The following is a 23,034-nucleotide window of genomic DNA, read 5'->3' on the forward strand; positions in this document are numbered from 1 at the left end:
CCTCTCAGAGGTGCGCGGCGACGGACGCAGTCATGGACGGGGGCAGGCCGAGCCGGACACGTACGGCGTCGGGGTCGGCGGGGCGGCCGGTGGTCGAGCGATGCTCGTCGGCCAGGGCCCGGACACGGTCGATGAGGACGGGAGGCAGCGCGACGGCGGGGCCGGGCGACGGAGCCGGGACGGATTCCGGCTCGGCGGTGGCGGGCTCGGGAACCGGTGCCGGTAGCGCGTCCGGGGCGGGAGCGTCGACGGCGGCCGGTGTGGTGGCCTCTTCCTCAGGCGGGTCGGCGGCCGGCGGTTCCGGGGCCGCCGACATGTCCGGGCCGTGCGGTGAGTGAGCCAGGAGGGTGCCACCGAAGAAGGCGACGGCGGGCCAGCCCGCGACGACGACGCGGAGCGAGGCGGGGACGTGGTCCAGGTCGAGGAGTCCGGCGGTGGCGACGTTGGCACCAAGAGATGCGGCCAGTGCCACCAGGAACCACAGCCGCGGGCTACCGGCCGCCTGCCCTGCTCGCTGCTGCTGCCTCATCCGGCGCCATGCGGCGACCAACAGCAGGTCGACGCTCACGGGGTAGGCCCACGCCTTCCAGCCGCCCTGTCCAGCCGCCGCCGCGAGGTCGTGCAGGTGGGAGAAGGACAGGGCACCCGCGATGACGGCTTGGACGATCACGGCGTCCACGCGGACCAGGTGGGCACGCATCAGCTCGGATTCCCTTCCATGTGGTCAGCCGGCGGACTTGAGCGCATCGGCGCGCTCACGGGCGAGGCGGGCCACCTCGGCGGCCTCGACCTCGCCGGGCGTGTGAGCCGCGATGCGCTCCAGCAGGTCCGCCTTCCGCTCCATCAGCGCGGCGTATTCGGCGGAGGTGCGGTTCTGGCGAAGCGCGGACAGGTCGGCGATGAGCGCGCTCACCTCGGCGATGGAGGGGCGTGGCATGGGGTTCCCTTCCGGTTATTGGCATGGGCGGGGTAGGGATGTGGCGCGAGGCGGTCACGCCGGCCGTGGAGAGAAGGGGTGCGGCTACTCGGCCACCGGGCGAGCGCTGGGCACACCAGCGGTCGACGAGGCCGGCCCGGCCGATTCGACGGCGACGACGGGCCGGAAGGAGTCGAGCCGGGGCAGTTCCGGCACCAGGGCGGCAGTGTCTCGGCAAACGGCCGCCGCCTCTTCGAGGGTGAGACGGGGCGAGCGGACGCGGGACCAGCCGCCGGAGGAGTCACCGACGACCGCGACACCAGGCCGTTCAGCGGGGATGGAGGTGGCGGCCAGCGCGGCCTCAGGCGAGATGTCGGCCAGCGCCATGTTCGCCGACGCTTCGTCGTTGACGCGGTGACAGACTCGGCCGGTCAGCTGAGCGCGCAGCATGGTCGCGCCCTTGCCGAGTTCGGCACCGAAGCGCTGCCCGCAGACTTCCAGGTAGATGCTGGCCGCGCGGCCGAGCTGGGCGAGGCGGATGAGCTTGGTGACCATGGCATCCCGCCGCTTCTCGTCGTCCTTGTTCGCGGCGAGGAAGAGTTCCGCAACCTCGTCCACGACCACCACGACCGGCACCGGCCGAACCGTTTCCGGCAGCCCCCACACATCCGAGGTGAGGGGGGCGTCCGGACCGGTCCCGCCACTGAGACCGATGAGCCGGAACCGTGCCTCCATCTCTTCCACCAACACGTCGAGGAGTTTGTTCGCGCGGTCCGGGTCGTCGGCGAGCGCCGACAGCCGGGGTGCGAAAGGGGCCAGTTCGACGCCCCACTTGCAGTCGATCCCAACGAGCACGACCCGTTGCCGGGCCAGGCCACACAGGAGGTTGCGCAGGTAGACGGACTTGCCGGACTGTGTGGCGCCCAGGATCAGTTCGTGCGGCACGGTGCGGAAGTCCCGTACGTGCCAACGGCCGTCCTCTCGTAGGGCCAAGGGCAGGCAGAGGGGGCCGGTCGAAACCCGACGGCGGGCGGGGCGTACTTCGGCGAGCACGTCCCAGCCGACCAGCCGCAGTTCGAGCCACCCCGGTTTCGTGGGGCGCACGTACACGGCATGAGCTCCCCAGGCGTGCCGCAGCCGGTCGGCCGAGGCGGTGAAATCCTCGGGTGCCTGTCCGGTCGCCATACGCAGCCGCATCACGAGGCCGGACCCGGTCGGCAGCGGGAAAGTCCGCCGGGGCGGTACGGGCGCCGCCTGCCGCCCCATCATCCGGGCGGTGGCCCGGCGGACGGCCGAAGCCGGAACCGTCAGGCCACACGCGTCCATCGTCGCCCGGTACGAGATGAGCAAGCGCAGCGCGACCACGGGATACCCGACCAGCCACCAGAACACCACCGGCGTGCGGCGACGCACCACCAGGAGCACGACCAGGACCAGCAGGACCAGTAACAGCACTCGCACTGTGTCGGCCATGGTGATCAACCCTGCGCCGCGACCGGAGCGTCGACCATGACGGCATCGGCCCGGTAGGCGATGCCGTGACGGGCCCGCCCGCCGAACTCGCTCTCCCAGGGCCGGGCCACCAGTCCCGACAGGATGACCGGTGCTCCCATGACCAGACCGTCTCCGATGCCCTGCTCCGGAACGGTGACCTTGATCATGTCCGAACCGCCGGCCGCGATGAACACCACCTCCAGGGTCATGAGCCGCTGGTTGGTCACGGGGTCCACGGCGACCTCACCGGTCTGCCGGTCCCTGACCTTCACCTCGGGCAGCTTGGTGACGAGCAGCGTGGCGGCCGAGGTGTCTACGGGGATGACTCGCATCAGTACCTCACTGAGTTGTCGGCGCCTTCGGTGATCGGCGCCGCTCGAACTGGATACCCCCCTAGACAGCACAGGGAGGCGACCACCCGACTGTCTAGGGGGGTTGACAGTAAAGGTAACCGACGCCCCATCAACTGTCTAGGGGGGTATACGAGGTGACTCCTACTCGCGCGAAGGCGCTACGGCAGGGTCCAGTGGAGGACGGTCGCGTCGTCGTGTGTCTTCCCGCGCGGCCAGTGGCGACCGTGCGGGTCACCGTCCTCGGCCTCGCGAACACGGCGGATCAACTCATCCGGCCCGCAGGTACTCAGGACGGCCAACGCCTCTTCCCAGTCCGCGAGTTCGAAGCGGTCGACAAGTCGCGTCGCCCCATCGCTCAGCAGCGTCGCCGACGCCAGCGAAGCGAGGGGCACCGTCCCCATCAGGGCGTGCTCGGCGGCCTGCGGGTCGGGGCCGGCGATCCAAAAGCCGTCCGGCCGGTTGCGGAGCCCCGTCAAGGCGTCCCGGTACTCGGCGAGTGCGGCGGAGTGCTCGGGTGAGCCGGTCGGCAGTGCGTCGACCGGCCCGCGCAGCCGCTTGCCGACCTCGTCCAGGCGCCGGTCGGTGATGACGGTCGTACCGCCGCCCTTGTCCGCCAGGAGCAGGGAGGAGTCACCGAGGACAAGGTATTCCAGTCCCCCAAGGCCGACCCGCGTGGCGACGACCGTACTGGTCGGACTGGCCCGATAAGCCAGGTCACAGCTGTCCTCGTGCAGGGATCGGACGAGGCGGATCGAGTCGGCCAGGCACTCGGCGAGGGGCCGTGCGGGGTCCGCGGTGATGCTGCGCAACAGCAGGCCGCCCAACGTCCCGGAGAACCAGGCGACCCCATGTGTGCACCCGGTCTCGGCCCCGGCGACACCGGCACCGTCGAGCAGTACGGCCGCGCCAGGAGCAGCGGCGGCGAAGTCCTCGTTTGCGCGGCCAGGGACGGCCGACAGCGTGGCGAGGTCGACCCTCACGCCGCCGCTTCCTCATCGTGCCGGTACAGAGGGCAGAGCAGTTCGACGGATTGCGGTTCGCTTGTCTCCGGGTCGTACTCAACACCCACCAACGTGGAGAACTGATGATCGCTGATCTGCCCCCACAGAGTGTTCAGATCGTTGGCGAGCAGCTGCACGACACCGAGAGAACCCTGAGTGTGGATACCGGCAATGGCGAGCAGCGAACCGTTTCCGTCCGGGCGTGAGAGCCTGCCGAGGTATCCGACGTCGTACGGCCGGGCCGGATCACTGTCCTGGCCCGAGCGGTGCACGGTACCGGTCTGCCGGTCCACCACCGTCCAGGGCCCGTCCTCCGCGCGCTGCCACTGCAAGACGGGATCCTGGGCGTACGTGTCCCACATCGCCTGGGACATGCGCGGACCACAGACGACGATCAGGCCATCACGGTTGAGGTCGATCTCACCGCTCACCGGCACGTGCTCCGAGGTGACGTCGAGCCCGTACGTGCGCGCCAGCTCCTCCAGTCGCTTGCCGGAGCTGACGTCATCCACGGCGACGACCGTGCGACCACGCTCGTCGTCCCGCCGCAGTGGTGTGGCGACAGTGACGGCACCCCGACCGAGGAAGGCCCCTTCCGGCGCCGGGCCGGTGTGCCGGATCTGGTGAATCCGCCCGCGGCTCAGGCCGGCCTTTGCGGCGATCTGCGCGTATGACAGCCCTTGTGCGTGCAGGTCCTGCACCACCCGCCGACGGAGGCGGGCCAACTCGGTCACTTCCTGCTGTGCGTCCGCCAACCGGGTCGTGACCTCGCGCAGGAGCAGGTACGGATCGTCAATCGCCATGATCCGTTGCAGTTCGTCCGACATGACCTCACCTCCCAGCAGCAGTACCCAGGAGTCTAGGGCCCTAGACGGTACGGGTGACAGGCGCCGCCCGGTACGCACGCCGATCACATAGAAACGCGATCTCCTCCGGGGCACTCCCCTTGGACTCACACCCCACCGCCGGCGAAGCGACCCCTCGCAGGCACCGCACACTGCATGCTCATGCGCTCGCCCGCACCAGCTCCGCCCAGACGGAGCGCCCGTCGGGCAAGATCGTGTAGCCCCAGTTCTTCGCCAAGGCATCAATCAGCCGTAGCCCGCGGCCCCCCTCTTCGTGGCTGGTGGCGTGGCACAGGTGAGGCACGCGATCGCCGCCCTGGTCGACCACTTGGATGCGCACGAGATCGTCACCGAGGCCGACGACGACCAGGAACCAGCCACCCACCACGCCGCTGCGCGTATGCCGCACGGCATTGGTTGCCAGCTCACTCACGATCAGGATGGCGTCCTGGACCGGACCCCGATCCGCGAGCAGGGACGCAACGAAGTGACGAGCATGGGGCACCTCTTCCGGCAAGCCGGGGAAGACACGGCACCACTTGGCAAGCATGGGAACCTCTCCGTTCGTCTAGGGGGCTAGACAGCCTTGACGGCAGAGTATTCCCAGTCCGATGCAGCAATCTAGGCATCGAGAGGAATTATTCCTCTAAGGAGTGAGGGTGTCCCCCAAGTCCCGAAACTCCTTCATCACCAGCAACAGCAGCTCACGCACCTCGGCCCCGAAGACGGCAGCGCGCTCGAAGCGAGCGAAGGCATGCTCGTAGGCGGCCACTTCAGCGGCATCAGTGGACACCCGCTCGCTGTCGAAGGTCTCGATCACGACCGCCCGCCGGTCGCACAAGGTGAAGCCGTGCCGCGGCAGCACCGGCACCGGCCGGCGCCACGGAACCACCCCGAGCCGTACCGTGCTCAGGCTCTCCACCGCCAGCAACCGGTCGAACTGCGCCAGCATCAGCGCCGGACTCCCCGGCCAAGTACGCAACACGGCTTCGGTGATCACGAACACCGACTCCCGTCCCGGCTCGTACAACACGCTCTGCCGATCCACACGGGCGGCGACAGCCCGACCGACAGCCTCAGGTGTCGCATGAGGAGCACTCTCGAAGACGTGCCGGGCGTACTCCGCGCTCTGCAACATGGCTGGCAGGACGACACATTGGAACGAGCGCACCGACCGAGCGGACCGCACCTCTTCATCAAGGCTCGTGCCCTCGGCGACGTCAACGGCAGTCGGCTCGACATCCTCGGCAGCGACCACGTCCGCCAGCAGTTCCCGCACCTCGTGAGAGGCCGACTCATTAAGGCCGAGGGCGTCCAGGAGCCGGTCAAGCACATCCCGGCTCGGGACCATGCGCCCGGTCTCGATCTTGGACACGGTCGGCTGTCCCACGCCGGCCCGCTGCGCCAGCACGGCACCCGTCAGGCCGGACTCTCCACGAAGCACACGAAGACGCGCACCCAGCGCCTTCATCCGCTCCCGCCGCTCACTCCCCATGTCCAGGGTTCTACACCACGAGCCAGTAGGCGCCGGTACGAGCGGACACACGAGCACCAGCCGAGCGTGATTCAAACTTTCTCTACTGGTTCAAGGCCCGCGCACGGCGCGGGCGCGCGCCGCCTCTGCGGCGCGGCCTGCCTCCTGTCTTCGCCCCGGCTGGCCGCGCCCGGCGGCGCGCTGCGTGCATGCGGGCGGAGGAAGGAAAACCCTCTGTGGCTGGGGCGGTCGGCTCCGCGGCTTTAGGCAGCCACTTTGGGGCGAGCCTCTAAGATCATGGCCCCAACGTCGTGCCTTAACGGGCAGGTCCACAGACTGCCCGACGCGCCGGAAGCTTACGGGGCCATGATCACTCGCCCCAAAGCAGCTCCAGCCCAAAGCCGCTCCTCCGACCTAAAATCTCATGCTGACCCCAGGCCCCGGGGGCATCATATGGGGGGTCCAGTCTCGAAGCATCGAAACGTGGTGGGGGAAGTTGATCGAGTCGGAGTCGGCCAAGTTCATGAAAGTGATCGAGCGTGAAGCGGAGCCGCATGCGCGCGAGATTCTCGAACTCTCACGCGAAGCGCACGTCAGGAACTCGGCCCTTCACTCCCAAATCGAGAGCGAGATCAGTAATCGCTGGGCTAGGGGATGGGAGTTCTTCGACGGAGTCGTGTACGCAACTCAGCAGAATGGCGCGATGCTGCTCCGACGGGCAGATGAAGCCGATGATGACCACTCGCCCATGCGTGAAGCTCTTGCCCTTATTCACTCCGCGGCATGCCTCGTCTTCCAGGAGATTCGAACGCTACTCTTGGCTGGCTTCTGGAGTGGCGCAGTGGGACGCTGGCGCGCTCTTCATGAATTGGCCGTATCTGCCATTATCATTGCTCGACAAGATCCGAGTTTCGCTCAGCGATACCTGGACCACGGTTTCGTCGTACAGACCCATCGTCTCTACGAGTACTACGAAGCACATGGGCGAGGACCAGTACCACGGCAAGAACTGGAGAAGCGTCGAGCGCAGGCCGAACTGCTGATCCAGAAGCATCAGGTAGCCAATGCGCCCAAGAAGTTCAGGGATTCTTATGGATGGGCGGCACCACTTATGCCGCTCAATCGCCAGGGCGACAAGTTGGTACCCCCCACGTTTGATCGGCTGGAAAAGATGGCCAACGAAGACCATCTGCGACTGTTGGTGATTTCTGCACATGGGCACGTGCATTCCGATTCCGCAGGGGTTGTCGCGGCCGTCGTGTCAACAGAGACCGACTGGGCCCTGGGCCCTACTACAGGATTTCCACAGCAAGTTGCTAAACCTGCATTCCTCACCATGCGCAGCCTCATAGCCGCGACCCATTTGGGATTTGAGCCCGAATTCAATGAGTTCGCGAAGGTAATCGGGCTGTGCGGAGCTAGTGCAATGCAACTAGCTCTATGGGGCCTTCGTGCTTTCGATGAGTCCGCTAACTCTCACGACTCGGAACTTAAGCAGTCGTAGGTCACAGCGAATCACCCCAGTTGCTCGCCCGCTCTCGCTGCGCTCCACTTCCGACCAACGAGGATCGATCGAACGCCTACACACGAACGCCCTCCGGGCCGTCCTGAGGCCGTGGAAGGGAGCTCAATGGTGACTAACGTCGACAGGTGCCGACAGCTCAGCAGTAGTCAGAGGGTTGATCGATGCGGCGGCCGCAGGTCACGGCCGCCCGTGATCAGTTGTGGCTGTGCAGCGGCTCAACTCAAGCCAACGACCGGCATCTCGCCCTCCCGGCTTTAGCGAGCGGGCTAGGACTGGTCCGCCCCGCCACACTTGCCGGCGGTTGCCACGCGCACTGAGACTCCACCAACCTTGATCGGGTCAAGCCTGCGAAGTCCACGGAGGCAGAGAGCGGCGCAGGTGCGATGCGGTTTTCGCAATGTCGTCACAGAGCGCCGGAAGGGCTGCCTCAGAGACGATAGTGATTATTGAATGAACGGTATACGCTTTCGACACCCCCTTCTTCCATACGATGGTGCCGCGCTCAATCGGCTCCAGTTGCACCTCACCCGATTCACTCAGCTTGCAGCCGAAGATGGGCGAGTCAACTACAATGATTGGTACAGCGACATGTAGAGCCAAATTCCCGACGTGAGGGTACATGTTGGCGACCGCGTAAGCCGCCTTTGTCACGCTGACCATGGCGCCGTATGCAGCATCTTCTCTGTTCTTGCCCAGGCTACTCCGGACTGCCGAGTAGGCAGGAGCTCGCCCGATATCGAAGAGCGGCAAAATTTCCGCAAGAGGTTTCTTAGAAGGATCAATTCTCATAGCATAGCGGTCCCAGTGACGCAATGCCGCATTGAGCACGAAGCGCTGTGCCACACTCGCCACCGGATGCAGGTTCACGCCCCCTTCGAAAAGAACCCAAGGCTTCCCTGGTGCACTCTTGCATTCAATTACGGGACACAGAAAGGAGGGCACTTTGCCATTAAGGTTCGCTAGATTGCAGAGAGGAATGCGCGCAGTGACGTCAATCTCCCTGTAATCTCCCGACTCGTCGTCCACATAATAATCCGATGAGGTTACGCGAATCCCCTTCTTCTCAAATTCTCTTGCGACTCGCATTTCCAGAGGGTAGCCCTGTGCCGCCAACCAGGTCTGCAGCTTCGCCGTGAGGGAATCCCTATCCGGCGCATTGTCCTCATTAGGCAAAGCAACAACTCCATTCGGCATATTAATGAACGGCGCTTCAGATGGCGCGGCACGATGATATGGCAGGACTCATCGCGGCACTGTCCAAAAGGAAAAGCTGCACAACTGACCCGAGGCCAAGTGCGCAGCTGCCCTGACATCAACGAGGCCGGACAGCACCATCCTCGTGCGTCCTAGCGACCGGCCTGGCCGTGCCCTGTGGCGGCGAAGCCAGGCCGCAGTCGAGCTTCTAGTGCGGTGCTGACAGAGGCTGAGGCTGACGGCAGTGACGGCAGCCCTGACGGCAACGACGACGGACGGCAGCAGCGCTCGGCGGCCCGGCACAGTAGCGGCACGGGACGACCCGGCCGCCCCTCCACGGCGTGCCCGCATCTTCTAATCGCCTGGTCTCGCGGCCCAGCTCGGCGCAGTGGGATGGAGACAACCGGTGAACGAAGCGCCGGCCGCACGCCCGGTCGCTTGCTGCCAGGACCAGGCCGCCGTGGTCGCGCGGTCGTTCAGCGCCCGTAGATATGACCCCGTACCAACGAGTCGTTCTCCAGGATGAAGTCCGAGACCTGCCAGAACTCGGGCAAGCGCGGATGCTGCAGGGCGGCTTCACGGTCGAGTTTGCGCCCGAAGAGAGGCCCATCGGGATGCGCGAGACCTGCCGTAACCAGGGTGGAAGCGGGCTCATGCTGGCCGACGACAGGGCCCACTCGACATGCGAACGAGACATGGTCGTCCCACTGGTCGGGCCCGACGCCCCACGTCCCGAAGATCACGTCTATCCAGGCATCGTGATCCCGGTCTCGGTGGTGGTAGCAGTTGGCGAAGTACACCGCGTACGGAGCGCCGTCCGCGTGGACGAAGTTCCAGGCACGCTCGATGGGGGCGTTGCAGCAGTCGCACTGAAACTCGCGGGTCTGCCGGTCAGGGCCAAAGGTCAGGGACATGACGCACATGAGATCACGGCGTCGTGCTTACACGTAGTCGCACCGTTCTGACATCCATGAGTGACATCAACGACAGCGGACAGCGGCGGCAACTAGCAGCCGCGTGCGGCACTGGTGCACGAGGCGGGCCGTAGCCCGGCCGAGTGGAGAACGAACTCCTAAAGCGATGGTCGGCAGCCGCCGCGAGACCTTCCGGTACTGAGCCGGGCAGGAGGCCGCGCGGAGCTGGCGCTCCGTGGCCGCACCACAAGGGCACCAGATCGAGCGGGGAACAGCGGGGAACCACGGGGAAAGCCGTCGAGGCTGGCGAGGCCCCATGCGACCTGTTCACCCAGGTCAGCGCCGCGACCCGACCCCAGTGATCGCAGCTTCCCAAGCTGAGATCCCACCAGCAACGAAACTGTGGCCGGTCAGGCTAGCCGCCGTCATGGACGATGACCGCATGCATTACTTCAACGGGACAGGTTGGCTCGCGATCTTCACCGGCACAGAGACGATGATCGCTCGGACCATGGACGTGGACGCCTGGGACGAGGCGACAGGCGTTGCCCTCGTGGTCGACCCCAAGCACGGCACCCGCCTCCCGGTAACGGACTACTCAGACTTCTCCCACCTGGAGCGCGCCGACCAGGTAGTGGCAGCCATACCCGGAGGCGGCTGGCGCGCGTACTGGGAGGACGAGGGACCCGGTAACGGGCCGCTGACCGAGCAGGTGCTCGCATGGCTGGTCACCACCATGGGGCGTGCCACCCCGATTACCGTCGACGCGCAGGGACACGTTGACGACGCTGAGAGCGCCGATCGCCTCATCCCGCCTGGAGAGGCCTGAAGCGGTCGCCACCGCGTGCGTGTCTAACTGCGTGACAACACTGGCAGACAGCGGCGGACAAGCACGGACGCCCGCGGACCATCGCCGCAGGTCGAGCCTCTGCCCAACTTGCTTCGGGACAAAGGAGTCACCACGCAAGGGTGTCGCCCGTGCGCTTCCGCCGTCGCGGCTTGCTCTGGTCGACGGCAGTAGCAACGTGGCTGAGGCGGGTGGGGTACAACGAGGCACACGCGTGCGTGGCCGTTGACCCGCCCACCGTCGTGGCTGACTTTCGTCGGCTGAGGTTCAGGCGTGAGTTTGCCGCACCTCGGTGCACGCGATCAGGCTGCTGCAGTCCTTGTTGAGGAACAGCATGAACACCCAGGAGCCGTCGGCAGCCCTAATCTGCCCCAGACGAACCGGCTGTTGATGCCGGCCAAGGAGCTGCACGGTGCGTTCGAGGTTCGTGGTCTCGATGCCCTGTCGGCGGGTGTGCCGGAGCCGTCGCCCGTAGGTATGGGCGAGTGACTCAGCGGACGTAACTCCGTCCCAGACAACATGGGACCCGCCGTCGCGAAGCGCAGCCAGAGCGGCCAAAGTCGCCTCGTCGCTGCCGACCAACAGCCGTTCGAGTAGCTCCCGCTCCATGCCGCCACCCCACGAGGATCTTGCTGTACAGCAGCCGAGTACAGCAACCCCAGCAACCGGACCCACCCCGTAGCGTCTCCCTGAGGTCGGTGCGCGACCTGTATGACCGTCTCCGACAGATCTCTGTAGAGCTACAGATCAGAAGGTTGCACCAGATAGAGACAGTCTGGCCTCGTGCCAGGCCGTCTCAGTTTCCGTCTCATTCAGCCCCGTTCACGGCCGTTCAGGCGAGACCCCAAGCCGTCCTTACAGAGGCTGCCAGCCGACTATGAACGCAGGTGAACGCCCCTGCACGTGGCCCCGCGAGCCACCAACAGACTTGGAAAGCGTGTTGGGGGCAACCCCTCACGAGTTCGAATCTCGTATCCTCCGCCAGCCCAGAGGGCCGGACCGCATCAGCGGTCCGGCCCTCTGGCGTACCCGGGTCTGTATCCCCCTCCGCATCCGCATCCGCATCCGCATCCGCATCCGGTCAGCGGATGCGACCTGTGGGGCGAAAGTGCATTGTGGTCACTGAGGTTCTTTCGCTGGAGGTGAGGGCCTTGGGGCCTTTGGTGCCTGTGGTGGCCGCTGCCGTGGCCCTGGTGGTTCCCGTCGTCTTCGTGGGCGGTACGGCGTCCGCGGCGTCGGCGCGGGTGCCGGCCTCCGCCTCGGCGAGCCCGTGCGCGTCCCAGGACGCGTATCCGCCCGGCGGCGGCACCAACCTGGGCGGGGCGCCCAACCGGTTCACGTTCGCGGGCACCCCGTACGCCGGCGCCCGCTTCGACGGGTGCGCCAACACGCTGCGGGTGTACTACGGCGGCTATTCCGACCCGCGCTACTCCTACTACGAGGTCCGGTACACGTATCCGTCACGGCTCGGCTGGTACAGCTGGCAGCTGCGCATGGGCGAGTACCGGGTCGCCACGGTCGACGCGCCCGCGCGCGGTGACTGGAACTTCAAGGTCAGGGCGTGCGCCGGTGCCGTCGACGAGGCGGGGCCCGGCAGCTGTACCGGCTGGTCCCCGCAGCTCTTCCTGCACACCGCCTGATCCGAACGAAAGACCCTAGCGCGTCACCCGCACCGGTGCCGACACCGTCACCTGGTCCAGGTCCGACACGCGGACCGTCGCCTTCACCGTCCAGGTGCCGGAAAGGGGCACGGTGAAGGCGGGGGTGGACCAGTAGCCGCCGCGGTCGGTGAGCCGGGTGTCCAGGGGGCCCAGGCGCCGTGCCGGGAGGGTGAGGGTGACGCGGAGCTCGGGGACCGTGGCGAGGCCGCCGTCGGGGCCGTAGATCACGGCCTGGAGGGAGTTGGTGCCGACGCGGCCGGGGTCCAGGGTGATCTGGACCTTGCCGTGGCCGCCGGGGGCACCCGTGTCGAAGGGGATCGTGAGGACCGAGGCCGTCTGGACGCCCGTCGCGGCGGAGGGCGCGGACGGGGCGGACTCCGTCGCCGCTCGGCCCGGGACCGTGCTGGTCAGGAGCGTGGTCAGGGCCAGGACCAGCGAGGCCGCCACCGCCTCCAGAAGGACCGAGCGGCGCAGGAGGTGCAGGGGCGGGGCCGGGGGTGGTCCGGGCGGGGCTTCGGGGAGCGCGGGGCCCGTGGCCGGTTCGGGGACGCGGGCGCGGACGGCGGCCTGCGCCGGACGGGTCAGGCGGGCCGTCCAGGCGCGGGAGCAGGCCGCCGCGAGGAGCAGCGCGGTGACCGCCGCCAGCTTCGCCAGGAGCGTGCGGCCGTACGTCGTGCCGGTCAGCGCCTGCCAGGAGCCGAGGCCGCGCCAGGACTGGTAGACGCCGGTGACGACCAGGACCACCACCGACGTGAACGCCAGCCGGGAGAAGCGGGCCGGGACCGAGGCCGGCAGGGCGGTGGCCGTTCGCGGGGCGCGCCGCAGCGTCCACAGGAGCGCGGCCAGGCCGCCCAGCCAGGCCGCCGTCGCCAGCAGGTGCAGGGTGGTGGAGACGATCGCCGCCGGGACCTGGATGCCCGCCGAGGCGTGGTCGGACGCCGACCAGGTCAGGGTCAGGGCGACGGCGAGGGCGGTGGCCGCCGCGAGGGTGGCGCGGCGCGGGAGCCTGACGCGGCGGGTCCTGAGGAGGGTCGCGGCGGCCGCGGCCAGGAGCAGCAGCGCGAGGCGGAGGAGCAGGAGCCGGCCGGGGCGGGTCGCCGCCGTGTGGGTGAGGGCGGAGAGGGAGAAGGCGGTCGTCGGGGAGGCGGCCTCCTCGTAGGGGGCGCGCAGGAGGTACACGGCGAGGGTGGAGGCGACGAGCGTCACCGCGGCGGCCAGGGCGGGGGCGCGCAGGTGGGCCGTCGTCGGCGGGCGGCAGTAGGCCACGAACGCGGCCGTGCCCAGGAGGAGTGCCAGGGACAGGTAGGCGAGGTAGCGGGCGATGGTGTGCAGGGCCGTGGTGGCCCCGTTCTCCGCGCGCTCTTGGGGCAGGGCAGCCGGTGCCGCCGTGCGTTTGCCCACCGAGAAGGTGAGCGCGCCGGACACCGGGTGGCTGTCGGCCGACACCACCCGCCAGGCGACCGTGTACGTCCCGGTGGCGAGCCGGGCGGGGAGGGTGACGCGCGCGGTGTCGGAGCGGCCGGCGGCGTGGCCGGCGGGGCCGGTGCGCAGGCGCCGGTTCCCGGGGTCGTACACCCGGAAGGAGTCGGTCAGCAGGCCGACCGACTCGGTGAAGGTGAGGGTGACGTGACGGGGGGCGGTGCGCAGGAGGGTTCCGTCGGCGGGGTCCGTGGCGCGCAGGACGGCGTGCGCGGAGGCGGGCGTCGCCGTGCCGAGGAGGAGGGCGGGGAGGAGAGCGGGCAGGAGGAGTACGAGCAGGAACGTCCCTGCCGGGCGCCGCGACGGACCGCGCCCTCCTCGCCGTCGCCGGTCGCCGTCCCGGGCTCGCACACGGCCTCCGCCGTGGGCTCCTTCGTTGTCCGCGTCGCGCAGCACCGTCAGCCTCCGTTCCCGCCCGTGCACCCGTGCCTCCCCTAGGTACGGGGCGAACCGGCCGCGTGCTCACCAGGCCGGACGGGCCGTCACCCCGCCGTCCACCACCAGGTCGTGCCCGGTGATCCAGCTCGCGAGCGGGGAGGCGAGGAAGACGCAGGCGTCGGCCACGTCCTCGGGGCGGCCCAGGCGGCCGGCGGGGACGGCGGCGAGCCAGCGCCGTACGCCGTCCGGCCAGTCCCGTGCCAGGCCGGGCCGGTCGATCAGGCCGGGCGAGACGGTGTTGACGCGGATGCCGTCGGGGCCGTACTCCAGGGCCGCCGCGCGGGCGTGCGTGACCACCGCCGCCTTGGCCGCGCCGTAGTGGGCGTGGCCGGGGGCCGGGTGGCCGGCCTCGATGGAGGCGATGTGGGTGATCGTGCCGCCGCCGTGGACGCGCATGTGGGCGGCGGCTGCCCGGGTGCAGGCGAAGACGCTGGTGAGGTTGGTGTCCACGACCGTGCGCCAGTCCCGCGCCGTCAGCTCCGGCAGGGGCCGGACGGGTTGGACGGCCGCGTTGTTGACGAGCGCGGTGAGCCGGCCGGCCGACCAGGCCGTCGTCTCCTCGACCAGGCGGCGGCAGGCGGCCTCGTCCGTGAGGTCCGCCTGGAGCACGACCGCCCTGCCGCCCGCCTCCCGGACCCGGCCCGCCACTTCGGTGGCCGCGGCGAGCGCCGTACGGCAGTGCAGGGCCACCGCCGCGCCCTGTTCGGCGAAGCGCAGGGCGATGGCGCGGCCGATGCCGCCGCCGGCGCCGGTCACCAGTGCGGTCTGTCCTGCGAGCAGGGGCGTGGACGGCGTCATGGACGGCACAGTTCCGTGATCAGGTCGGCTTCGGCCGGGTAACGCGCCGTCAGGTCGGCCGCGTCCCCGTGTTCGTAGTCCGGGTAGGTGAATCCGGGGGCCGTCGTGCAGCCGAAGAACGCCCACGCCCCGCCCGCGGCCACCCGCGCGCCCATCCAGGTGCGGGCCGGGACGGTCAGCTGGAGGTGCTGGCCGGAGCGCAGGTCCGGGCCGAGGACGGGGGTGCGGGTGGTGCCGTCGGGGGCGAGGAGCAGGAGCCGGAGCGGGTCGCCGAGGTAGAAGTGCCAGGTCTCGGCGAAGGGCAGGCGGTGCAGGGCGGAGAAGTCGCCGGCGGTGAGCAGCACGACGATGGCGGAGCCCTCGGGGCGGCCGTCGGGACGGGCGGGCCCGGCCCAGGTACGGCGGAACAGGCCGCCCTCGCGGGGGATGGGTTCGAGGCCGTAGTAAGCGATCAGCTCGTCGGGCGTCACCCGGGGAAGGCTACCGCCCGGTCCAGGAAGGCGAGTTGCGCGTGCTTCTCCGGCAGGTGCACGTCGGGCAGGTCGACCTCGGGGAGGACGACGGCCGGGCCGCGCTCGAAGCCCTGGCGTTCGAAGCGGGCGATGGCCTTGGCGTTGCGCACGTCGGGGTCGATCACGATCCGCCGGCGGTCCAGGACCAGCAGCACGTAGGCCGTGACCGCCGTCAGCAGGGCGGACGTCCAGCCGGGACGCGGGCCGGCGGGGCCGGCGGGGGCGAGGAGGAGGTGGACGCCGAGGTCGCCGGGGCGGACGTCGTAGCACGCGCCGACCCGGTCGGCGGACGGTTCGTACGTCTGGAGGAGCGCGGCCGGTGCACCGTCCACGGTGACCAGGTGGGCGTGGTGGGTGTCGAGCGTGTCCATGTGGGCGTAGATCTCGGCGACCTGGGCCCGGGTGAGGCCGTTCATCCCCCAGAACGCGGCGCGTTCGTCGCCGGCCCAGGCGTGGACCAGGTCCGCGTCGCCCTCCGGGTTGAGGGGGCGGATGCGGACGGTGCCGTAGCCGTCGACGTGCTGGACATGCAGATCAGTCATCGGATTCCTCGGTCTCCTGGGTTTCCTCGGGTGCGTTCGCGGGTTCGGGGGTGAGCCGGGTCCAGTCGGTGACGACCGGGACCAGTTCGCCGGCGGTCCACAGGGGGAGCTGGTCGCGGTGGTGGGCGGTCCCGGGTACGCCGTCGGCGCCGAACGGGACCACCCAGCGGCTGTCGGCGCGGTCGGCCAGGTCCCAGACGAAGCGGGCGGCCGGGCCGCGGACGGCGCGGTCGGTGAGGCCGGGGACGGCGGAGGTGCACAGCACGCAGTCGTGGTCGCCGGCGAGACCGGGGCCGTCCGCGCCGGGTCCGGGGGCCTGCGGGAGCGCCGTCCAGGGGGCCAGGCGGTGGGTGGCCGACCAGGGCCCGGCGGGGGGCGCGGCGGCGACCTCCTCCAGGGCGGTGCGGACGGCTGCCGCGCGGTCGATGCCGTACAGGTCCCCGGCGCGCAGGAGGTGTTCGAGGGCGTGGCCGACGCGCGGGACGAGGGCCAGCCAGGGCAGCAGGACGTCCGGGTAGGCCGGGGCTCGGCGAGCGGGGCGAGGACCGGGTGCGCGGCGAGGTGCCGTACGACCGCGCCGCGCACCGCCGCGTACGCCGCCGCGTCCGTGCTGTCCGCCGCCATCCGGCGGTCCCAGGCGAGCAGACGGTCCCGCAGGGCCGCCGCGGCCGGGCTGAGGCCGGTGAGGGCGGCGAGGCGGTCCAGGAGGGCCGCGGCGGAACCGAGGTGGGTGTCGGTGTGGATCGCGGGCATGCCGTCGGCGGTCCAGGTGGGGCGCGCTTCGAGCAGGGCGCGGATGCGGGTGGCGCGGTGGGGCGGGGCGAACTCGACGCCGAGGGGGGCGGCGAGGCCGCGGGCGTTGGCCATCACCGCGATGCCGTTCTCGGTGGCCGGGCGGGCGTACGGCGTCTCGTGCGCGCCGCGCCATGCGTGGCCTGGTTCCCAGGCGGGGACCGGCTTCAGGCGGTTGGCCCCGGCTCGCAGGGGGACGTGGCCGGCGACGCGGTGCAGGGTGCCTCCGGCGGTGTCGGCGGCCTGTACGACGTTGACCGGCTCCCGCCAGGCGTCCAGGGCGGTGTCGACGTCGGCGACCGTGCGGGAGCGGAGGAGGGGGAGCAGGGCGCTGAAGCCGAGGTCCTCCGTCACCCGGGGCGGGTAGCGCAGGGCGAGCGCCTCGGCCGCGCCGTCGGCGTCCTCCGGTCCGCGCGCAGGGCCCGGCCCGGCGGGGCCGCGGGTCGGGCGCCCGGATGCGCCGGCCGTCACGGAGGCGTCTCCTGCCGGGGAGGCCGGCCGCGCGGCGATCGCCTCCAGTCCCTCCGGTCCCCCGGCTATCACCGGGCCCCGGGGCGTCTCGATGACCTCGATCCCGACGGGGGGCTCGCCCGCGACGCGGACGGTCTCCGTGTGGCGGGCGGCGCGGTGCCAGGTGCCGTCCGGGCCCAGGGCCTCGATGCCCGCGCCGGTGCGGCGGAGCCGTTCGCGGTAGAGGTCCTGGTAGTCGGCCATGGCGTTGGTGACGGCCCAGGCGACCGTGCCGGTGTGGCCGAAGTGGGCGATGCCGGGGACGCCGGGCACGGCGAGGCCGACGACGTCGAACTCGGGACAGGAGAGGTGGATCTGCTGGTAGACACCGGGGTCCTCGATGACGCGGTGCGGGTCGCCGGCGACGAGGGCGTACCCCGTCTCCGTGCGGTCGCCGGTGACCAGCCAGCCGTTACTGCCCGCCGTACCGGTCCCGTCGGTGGCGAACAGGCCGGCCGCCTCGGGACCGAGGTGCCGTACCGCCCGCTCGCGCCAGAGCTTGGCCGGGAGCCCGCGAAGAGGATGTGCGTGCCGAGCCAGACGGCGAGGGGCGTCCACGGCTGCCAGCGGCCGGGGGTCAGACCGGCACGGGCGAACTCGGGGGCGCGGCCGGCGCCGGCGGGCAGCCCCTCGTTGACCCCGTCGACGTACGCCCGTACCCAGTCGGCCGTCTCCGGGTCCCGCCGTTCCAGCGCGGCGAAGCAGCGGCGGGCGGTGTCGTCGAGCCGGGCCCGGCGGGCGAAGACGTCCCAGGAGAGCGCCTCGGCGCCGAGCCGCCGAGGTACCGGCGGCTGCGGCTGAGCGACGGCGGGCTGCTCGCCGCGGCCGGCGTCCACCCCACCATGTGGGTACGGCTGTGGTTCTCCGCCGACGGCCGGCCCCACCAGCGGGCCTACACCCTGGTCGACCCCGACCCGGCCGCCGGCACCTTCGGCCTGGAGTTCGCCCTGCACGAGGGCACGGCCTCCGACTGGGCGCGGGCCGCGCGGCCCGGCGACACGATCGAGGCCACCGTCCAGGGCACCGGATTCCGGGAGCCCGAACCGGCGCCCCCCCACGTCGTCGCGATCGGCGACCCGGCCTCGCTGCCCGCGCTCAACTCGCTGCTCGGCGCGCTGGGCCGGGCCCCGGCCACCGTCTGGTTCGAGGGGGACCCGGCGGGACTGCCCCGCCGTACCGGGCCCGGCTCGCACGAGATGCGGGCGGTACCGCGCCGCGACGCGGGCGCCCACCTGGTGGAACGGGTCCGCGCCGAGCTGCCCGCCGTCCTCGCCGGCACCCCGCACCCGTACCTCTGGATCGCCTGCGACACGGCGACCACCCGCACGCTCGCGGCCTGCGTCCGCAAGGACCTCGGCGTGCCGAGGCACCGGGTGCACGCCCTGGGGTACTGGCGCGCGGAGTGAGCGGCGACGGGCCGGCCGGGGGCCACCGGGGGCCAGTGGCCACCCGGCGGGCGGCACCGCCCCGCGCGCGGGATCATCGACGCATGGACGTCACCCTGCACCTCGCCCAGGACCCCGCGGCCGACGCGCTGCTCGGTCGCTCCGCGCTCGCCGCGCTGACCGGGATGCTGCTGGACCAGCAGATCCCCATGGAGTGGGCGTTCAAGGGACCCCGCACCATCGCCGACCGGCTCGGCACGGACGACCTCGACGCGCACGAGATCGCGGCGGCGGACCCCGAGGCCTTCGCCGCGCTGCTCGCCGAGAAGCCCGCGGTGCACCGCTACCCCGGCTCGATGGCGAAGCGGATCCAGCAGCTGTGCCAGTACCTCGTCGAGCACTACGACGGGGACGCGGAGGCGGTCTGGCGGGGCGTGGACAGCGGAGCCGCGCTGCTGCGGCGGCTGGAGGACCTGCCGGGCTTCGGCAAGCAGAAGGCACAGATCTTCCTGGCCCTGCTCGGCAAGCGGCTCGGCGTCGCGCCCGAGGGCTGGCGGGAGGCCGCCGGAGCCTACGGCGAACCGAAGTCCTTCCGCTCCGTCGCCGACATCACCGGCCCCGAGTCCCTGGCCAAGGTCCGGGCCCAAAAACAGGAGATGAAGGCGGCGGCGAAGGCGGCCAAGGCGGCGAAGGGGTAAGCCGCGGCCCCCGTCCGCTCCCCGGCCGGACGAGGAGACCGCCCGCGCCGCCGCGGTCCCCTCCGCCCGGGGCCGCGAACTGCGGGTCCGCGTCACCCTGTCCGCCGGCGGCGGCACGCACCCCTGCCGGTGGTGCCGCACCACATCGCCGGAGACGGCGACTCGACGAGCCGCCCGGCGCCGGCCGGCACCGCCCCGCCCCGTCCCCCCGTCCTCCCGTCACCCGTTCGGCCCACCCCGCTGGCCCCCGCCGCGCGGACGGTCTCAGCATGGGGCATGAGCGAGGTACCGAGCACCGGTCCCGAGCGGGACCGGGCGTACGACGACCGGCATGTCCACGCGGGCGCTTCACCCGGCGGCCATCCCGCCGCCGCGGTACCCGGCACCCACCATGAACCGGAGCCGCCGTTCGAGGGCCCGCTGCACGCCCTGTCCCGGGCCGCCTGGCAGGTCGTCCTGCTCACCGGCATCGGTTCCCTGGTACTCGGTGTCCTGGTGCTGGTCTGGCCGGGCCACTCCCTGGTGGCCGCCGGTGTGCTGTTCGGCCTCTACCTGCTGTACAGCGGGGTCCTCCAGCTGGTGTCCGCGTTCGGCACGCACCGGGCGACCTCGCTGCGCGTCCTCGCCTTCATCAGCGGCGCGCTGTCCATCCTGCTGGGCCTGTTCTGTTTCCGCGGGCCGATGCAGTCGATCCTGCTGCTCGCCCTGTGGATCGGCATCGGCTGGCTGTTCCGCGGCATCACCCAGACCCTGGCCGCCGTGCACGACTCCCGGATGCCCGCCCGGGGCTGGCAGATCTTCCTCGGGATCCTGACCTTCATCGCCGGGATCGTGCTCATCGACTCGCCGCTCGACTCGGTCGCCGTGCTGGCCTTCGTCAGCGGCATCTGGCTGGTCGCGGTGGGGATCGTGGAGATCGTGACCGCGTTCGGCATCCGCAGCCGGGCGCGCCACGTACCGCAGGCGGTGTGACCACCGGCGCCCGCGCGCTGCTCGCGGGCCGGCCGCAGCGTGCGGCGCCGGTCGCCTCCCCCGTCACCCGGACGGGTGGATCTCGCCCCCGGCGTGCTGCGCTGTCCGCGCGCCGCGGGAAGAAAGCCGGTGTGAGCAGGAGCAGGAGCACGCCCCGGGGCCGTACCTGGCTACGCGTCCTCGTGCTGCTCCTCGCCCTGTGGGTGCCCGGCGCGCATGTGCCGGTCCCGGCGGTGCCGGATCTCGCCGCGGCCGCCGAGACGGCCGAGCACGACGTCCTCGACACGGCCCTGCGGCCACCCGTCCGCGCGCTCCACCGGGCCGACGCGCCCGAGCGACTCGCACCCCTGACCGCCCCGGCGCCCGCTGTCCCGGCGGCCCGCCCGCGTCCCGCCGCGCCCCGGGCGCCGTACACCGCGCCCCTGCTGCGCACCGTGGTCCTGCGCTGCTGAACAGACCCGTGTTCCCCGCGAGGTCAGTTCGGCTCGACGCAAGGAGCAGCACAGCCATGCCCAAGGATCCCTACGCCGTCCTGCGCGCCCTGCTGCGCGCGGAGGCCCGGCGCGGTACGGCGCCCCGGCCCGACCAGCGGACACCGGAACCCCAGCGGCCGCCCGAGGAACGGGACCGTTGACCGGCACCGGCGGGGGCGGGCTACCGCCTCCGCCGGGCGGTGCCGAAGAGGGAACGGGTGATCTCGCGGCCGAGCTGGGTGCCGACCGAACGGGCCAGCGACTTGAACATCCCGCTGCCGACGACCTGGTCGACCAGCGAGGGCTCCTCCTGGCGGGCGCGCGCGGGAGCGGGCTTCGGCGGCGGTTCCGCCGGCCGGGCGGCGCTCAGCCTCTCGTACGCCGACTCGCGGTCCACAGCCTGTGCATAACGGTCGTGGAGCGAGGAGTCGCGGACCGCCCGGTCCAGTTCCCCGGGGTCCACCGGGCCCATCAGGGACCGCGGGGCGCGCAGCCGGGTCGCGGCGACCGGGGTGGGCGCGCCGGTTTCGCTGAGCACGGTCACCACGGCCTCGCCGGTGCCCAGCCCGGTGAGCAGTTCCTCCAGGTCGTACGCCGATTTCGGGAAGGTCTGCACGGTCGCCCGCAGGGCCTTGTGGTCGTCGGGGGTGAAGGCGCGCAGGGCGTGCTGGACGCGGTTGCCGAGCTGGCCGAGGACGTCGCCGGGCACGTCCTTGGGCGTCTGGGTGACGAAGAAGACGCCGACGCCCTTGGAGCGGATCAGGCGGACGGTCTGGGTGATCGACTCCAGGAACGCCCGGGACGCGTCGTCGAACAGCAGGTGCGCCTCGTCGAAGAAGAACACCAGCTCGGGCTTGTCGGCGTCGCCGATCTCGGGCAGGTCGTGGAAGAGGTCGGCGAGCAGCCACATCAGGAACGTCGAGAAGAGCAGCGGTTTGTCCTGGACCGCCGCGAGTTCCAGGACCGAGACGATGCCCCGCCCGTCCTCCGCCGTGCGCAGGAAGTCCGCCGTGCGGAACTCCGGCTCGCCGAAGAAGTCCGTCATGCCCTGCGCCTCGAAGGCCGTCAGGGAGCGCAGGATCACCCCGGCCGTGGCACCGGACAGGCCGCCGATGTCCTTGAGTTCGGCCTTGCCCTCGTCGGAGGTGAGGAAGGCGACGACCGCGCGCAGGTCCTTGAGGTCGATCAGCTCCAGGCCCTTGGTGTCGGCGTAGTGGAAGATCAGTCCGAGCGACTGCTCCTGGGTCTGGTTCAGCCGGAGCACCTTCGCCAGCAGCACGGGGCCGAAACTGGTGACGGTGGCCCGCACGGGGATGCCGTGGCCGAGGCCGCCGAGCGCGAAGAACTCCGCCGGGAAGCCGGCCGGGGCCCACTCCTGGCCCACGTCGGCGGACCGCCTGCGCACCCGCTCGTTGTGCTGCCCCGGCCGGGCGATGCCGGACAGGTCGCCCTTGACGTCCGCGAGGAACACCGGCACGCCCTGCGCCGACAGCTGTTCGGCGATCAGCTGGAGCGTCTTGGTCTTGCCGGTGCCGGTGGCGCCCGCCACCAGCCCGTGCCGGTTGAGCACGGCCAGCGGGATGCGGACCGGTGCGTCGGCGCGACACGCCCCGTCCCACAGGAGGGCGCCGAGATCGAGCGCGGGGCCGGTGAAGGCGTAACCGGAGGCGATCTTCCGGGCCGCCTCGGGCAGTGCGGGCGCCCCCCGCGGGCCGGCGGGCGGCACGGTCTCGTTGTCACTCATCTCCGACCCCTGTCCCCGTAGTTACCCGTATGCCCGTTTTGATCTGTCTTTTCAAGCCTCGCACTCCGTCGCCATGGCTGCGCCCGGAACGTCTTGGCCGGTAGGCTTTCCGTGTGATCTTCAAGCGCATCGGAAACGGCCGGCCGTACCCCGACCACGGCCGGGAGAGCACCCGGCAGTGGGCGGACGTCGCGCCGCGCCCGGTCCGCCTCGATCAGCTCGTCACCACCAAGCAGCAGCTCGATCTGGAGACCCTGCTGGCGGAGGACTCGACGTTCTACGGCGACCTGTTCGCGCACGTCGTGAAGTGGCAGGGCGACCTGTACCTGGAGGACGGCCTGCACCGCGCCGTCCGCGCCGCCCTCCAGCAGCGCCAGGTGCTGCACGCCCGCGTGCTCGAACTCGACTGACCCGGCACGACAGGGCCGTTGGCCCTTTCGGGTTCCGCTGGGCGGCACCGGGCGGCA

25 protein-coding genes and 3 pseudogenes are annotated in these 23,034 nt (G+C 70.8%); 9 read left to right on the forward strand and 19 right to left on the reverse strand.

Annotation, left to right across the window (positions count from 1 at the left end; all coding sequences use genetic code 11):
- Positions 1-4: 4 nt before the first annotated feature.
- The 8 genes from AB0947_RS25555 to AB0947_RS25590 form a co-directional block, all read right to left on the reverse strand.
- Positions 5-700, reverse strand: a complete 696-nt coding sequence (locus tag AB0947_RS25555; protein ID WP_366752665.1) for a DUF2637 domain-containing protein — start codon at positions 698-700, stop codon at positions 5-7.
- A 24-nt stretch (positions 701-724) separates the two neighbouring features.
- Positions 725-937, reverse strand: a complete 213-nt coding sequence (locus AB0947_RS25560; RefSeq protein ID WP_366752666.1) for a hypothetical protein — start codon at positions 935-937, stop codon at positions 725-727.
- An 84-nt stretch (positions 938-1,021) separates the two neighbouring features.
- Positions 1,022-2,389, reverse strand: coding sequence for an FtsK/SpoIIIE domain-containing protein (locus AB0947_RS25565; RefSeq protein WP_366752667.1), 1,368 nt, complete (start codon positions 2,387-2,389; stop codon positions 1,022-1,024).
- A 5-nt stretch (positions 2,390-2,394) separates the two neighbouring features.
- On the reverse strand, positions 2,395-2,742 hold the full coding sequence (locus tag AB0947_RS25570) for a hypothetical protein (protein WP_356121314.1): 348 nt from the start codon (positions 2,740-2,742) through the stop codon (positions 2,395-2,397).
- 179 nt (positions 2,743-2,921) lie between these two features.
- A complete protein-coding gene (locus AB0947_RS25575) occupies positions 2,922-3,743 on the reverse strand; it encodes an integrase (RefSeq protein ID WP_366752668.1) in 822 nt (273 codons plus the stop codon).
- Positions 3,740-4,591, reverse strand: coding sequence for a sigma-70 family RNA polymerase sigma factor (locus AB0947_RS25580; RefSeq protein WP_366752669.1), 852 nt, complete (start codon positions 4,589-4,591; stop codon positions 3,740-3,742). Before AB0947_RS25580 ends, AB0947_RS25575 begins: the two co-directional genes overlap by 4 nt.
- Before the next feature lie 178 nt (positions 4,592-4,769).
- A complete protein-coding gene (locus AB0947_RS25585) occupies positions 4,770-5,159 on the reverse strand; it encodes an ATP-binding protein (RefSeq protein WP_366752670.1) in 390 nt (129 codons plus the stop codon).
- 96 nt (positions 5,160-5,255) lie between these two features.
- Positions 5,256-6,104 (reverse strand): helix-turn-helix transcriptional regulator, encoded by an 849-nt coding sequence (locus AB0947_RS25590; protein WP_366752671.1) that lies wholly within the window; start codon positions 6,102-6,104, stop codon positions 5,256-5,258.
- Between the two features lie 475 nt (positions 6,105-6,579).
- On the opposite strand from AB0947_RS25590, the gene AB0947_RS25595 reads away from it, so the two are divergent.
- Complete coding sequence (locus AB0947_RS25595) at positions 6,580-7,587, forward strand: DUF5677 domain-containing protein (protein WP_366752672.1); 1,008 nt, start codon at positions 6,580-6,582, stop codon at positions 7,585-7,587.
- Positions 7,588-7,947: 360 nt separating this feature from the next.
- Here AB0947_RS25595 and AB0947_RS25600 read toward each other — a convergent pair whose 3' ends face one another.
- Positions 7,948-8,781, reverse strand: coding sequence for a hypothetical protein (locus tag AB0947_RS25600; protein WP_366752673.1), 834 nt, complete (start codon positions 8,779-8,781; stop codon positions 7,948-7,950).
- A gap of 497 nt (positions 8,782-9,278) precedes the next feature.
- A complete protein-coding gene (locus AB0947_RS25605) occupies positions 9,279-9,716 on the reverse strand; it encodes a hypothetical protein (RefSeq protein ID WP_366752674.1) in 438 nt (145 codons plus the stop codon).
- 442 nt (positions 9,717-10,158) lie between these two features.
- Between AB0947_RS25605 and AB0947_RS25610 the strand changes: the two genes are divergently transcribed.
- Complete coding sequence (locus AB0947_RS25610) at positions 10,159-10,545, forward strand: hypothetical protein (RefSeq protein WP_366752675.1); 387 nt, start codon at positions 10,159-10,161, stop codon at positions 10,543-10,545.
- A 285-nt stretch (positions 10,546-10,830) separates the two neighbouring features.
- Here the strand turns inward: AB0947_RS25610 and AB0947_RS25615 are convergent, their stop codons facing one another.
- Positions 10,831-11,172 (reverse strand): hypothetical protein, encoded by a 342-nt coding sequence (locus AB0947_RS25615; protein WP_366752676.1) that lies wholly within the window; start codon positions 11,170-11,172, stop codon positions 10,831-10,833.
- A 563-nt stretch (positions 11,173-11,735) separates the two neighbouring features.
- Between AB0947_RS25615 and AB0947_RS25620 the strand changes: the two genes are divergently transcribed.
- Positions 11,736-12,203, forward strand: coding sequence for a hypothetical protein (locus tag AB0947_RS25620; RefSeq protein ID WP_366752677.1), 468 nt, complete (start codon positions 11,736-11,738; stop codon positions 12,201-12,203).
- A gap of 15 nt (positions 12,204-12,218) precedes the next feature.
- Here the strand turns inward: AB0947_RS25620 and AB0947_RS25625 are convergent, their stop codons facing one another.
- The 7 genes and pseudogenes from AB0947_RS25625 to AB0947_RS25655 all read right to left on the reverse strand — a co-directional run.
- Entirely contained in the window at positions 12,219-14,099 is a 1,881-nt protein-coding gene (locus AB0947_RS25625; RefSeq protein WP_366752678.1) for a copper resistance protein CopC, read from the reverse strand.
- A 66-nt stretch (positions 14,100-14,165) separates the two neighbouring features.
- Positions 14,166-14,939: an SDR family NAD(P)-dependent oxidoreductase gene (locus AB0947_RS25630; RefSeq protein WP_366752679.1), complete on the reverse strand. Its 774-nt coding sequence runs from the start codon at positions 14,937-14,939 to the stop codon at positions 14,166-14,168.
- Positions 14,936-15,409, reverse strand: a complete 474-nt coding sequence (locus tag AB0947_RS25635) for a cupin domain-containing protein (RefSeq protein ID WP_366752680.1) — start codon at positions 15,407-15,409, stop codon at positions 14,936-14,938. Before AB0947_RS25635 ends, AB0947_RS25630 begins: the two co-directional genes overlap by 4 nt.
- On the reverse strand, positions 15,406-15,993 hold the full coding sequence (locus AB0947_RS25640) for a GNAT family N-acetyltransferase (RefSeq protein ID WP_366752819.1): 588 nt from the start codon (positions 15,991-15,993) through the stop codon (positions 15,406-15,408). Before AB0947_RS25640 ends, AB0947_RS25635 begins: the two co-directional genes overlap by 4 nt.
- Positions 15,986-16,630, reverse strand: coding sequence for a penicillin acylase family protein (locus AB0947_RS25645; RefSeq protein ID WP_366752820.1), 645 nt, complete (start codon positions 16,628-16,630; stop codon positions 15,986-15,988). The genes AB0947_RS25640 and AB0947_RS25645 overlap by 8 nt, the downstream gene beginning before the upstream one ends.
- Positions 16,600-17,853 (reverse strand): annotated as a pseudogene (locus AB0947_RS25650) (penicillin acylase family protein); the annotation flags it as partial. The pseudogene AB0947_RS25650 and the gene AB0947_RS25645, both read right to left, overlap by 31 nt.
- 23 nt (positions 17,854-17,876) lie before the next feature.
- A pseudogene (locus AB0947_RS25655) lies at positions 17,877-18,179 on the reverse strand (penicillin acylase family protein); the annotation flags it as partial.
- On the opposite strand from AB0947_RS25655, the pseudogene AB0947_RS25660 reads away from it, so the two are divergent.
- The 5 genes and pseudogenes from AB0947_RS25660 to AB0947_RS25680 all read left to right on the forward strand — a co-directional run.
- Positions 18,078-18,701 (forward strand): annotated as a pseudogene (locus AB0947_RS25660) (siderophore-interacting protein); the annotation flags it as partial. The pseudogenes AB0947_RS25655 and AB0947_RS25660 overlap by 102 nt on opposite strands.
- A gap of 83 nt (positions 18,702-18,784) precedes the next feature.
- A complete protein-coding gene (locus tag AB0947_RS25665) occupies positions 18,785-19,378 on the forward strand; it encodes an HhH-GPD-type base excision DNA repair protein (RefSeq protein ID WP_366752681.1) in 594 nt (197 codons plus the stop codon).
- Between the two features lie 276 nt (positions 19,379-19,654).
- On the forward strand, positions 19,655-20,350 hold the full coding sequence (locus AB0947_RS25670) for an HdeD family acid-resistance protein (protein ID WP_366752682.1): 696 nt from the start codon (positions 19,655-19,657) through the stop codon (positions 20,348-20,350).
- Positions 20,351-20,481: 131 nt separating this feature from the next.
- Entirely contained in the window at positions 20,482-20,802 is a 321-nt protein-coding gene (locus AB0947_RS25675) for a hypothetical protein (protein ID WP_366752683.1), read from the forward strand.
- 56 nt (positions 20,803-20,858) lie between these two features.
- On the forward strand, positions 20,859-20,984 hold the full coding sequence (locus AB0947_RS25680; protein ID WP_366752684.1) for a hypothetical protein: 126 nt from the start codon (positions 20,859-20,861) through the stop codon (positions 20,982-20,984).
- Positions 20,985-21,004: 20 nt separating this feature from the next.
- On the opposite strand, the gene AB0947_RS25685 is transcribed toward AB0947_RS25680, so the two are convergent.
- Entirely contained in the window at positions 21,005-22,567 is a 1,563-nt protein-coding gene (locus AB0947_RS25685; protein ID WP_366752685.1) for a helicase HerA-like domain-containing protein, read from the reverse strand.
- Between the two features lie 113 nt (positions 22,568-22,680).
- Here AB0947_RS25685 and AB0947_RS25690 point away from each other — a divergent pair, with 113 nt between their 5' ends.
- Positions 22,681-22,977 carry a type II toxin-antitoxin system VapB family antitoxin gene (locus AB0947_RS25690; protein WP_004943146.1) on the forward strand — a complete coding sequence of 99 codons (297 nt, stop codon included), beginning with the start codon at positions 22,681-22,683 and terminating at the stop codon, positions 22,975-22,977.
- The last annotated feature ends 57 nt before the right edge of the window (positions 22,978-23,034 follow it).

Source organism: Streptomyces sp. NPDC047841, assembly GCF_040704085.1.
GTDB lineage: Bacteria > Actinomycetota > Actinomycetes > Streptomycetales > Streptomycetaceae > Streptomyces > Streptomyces argyrophylli.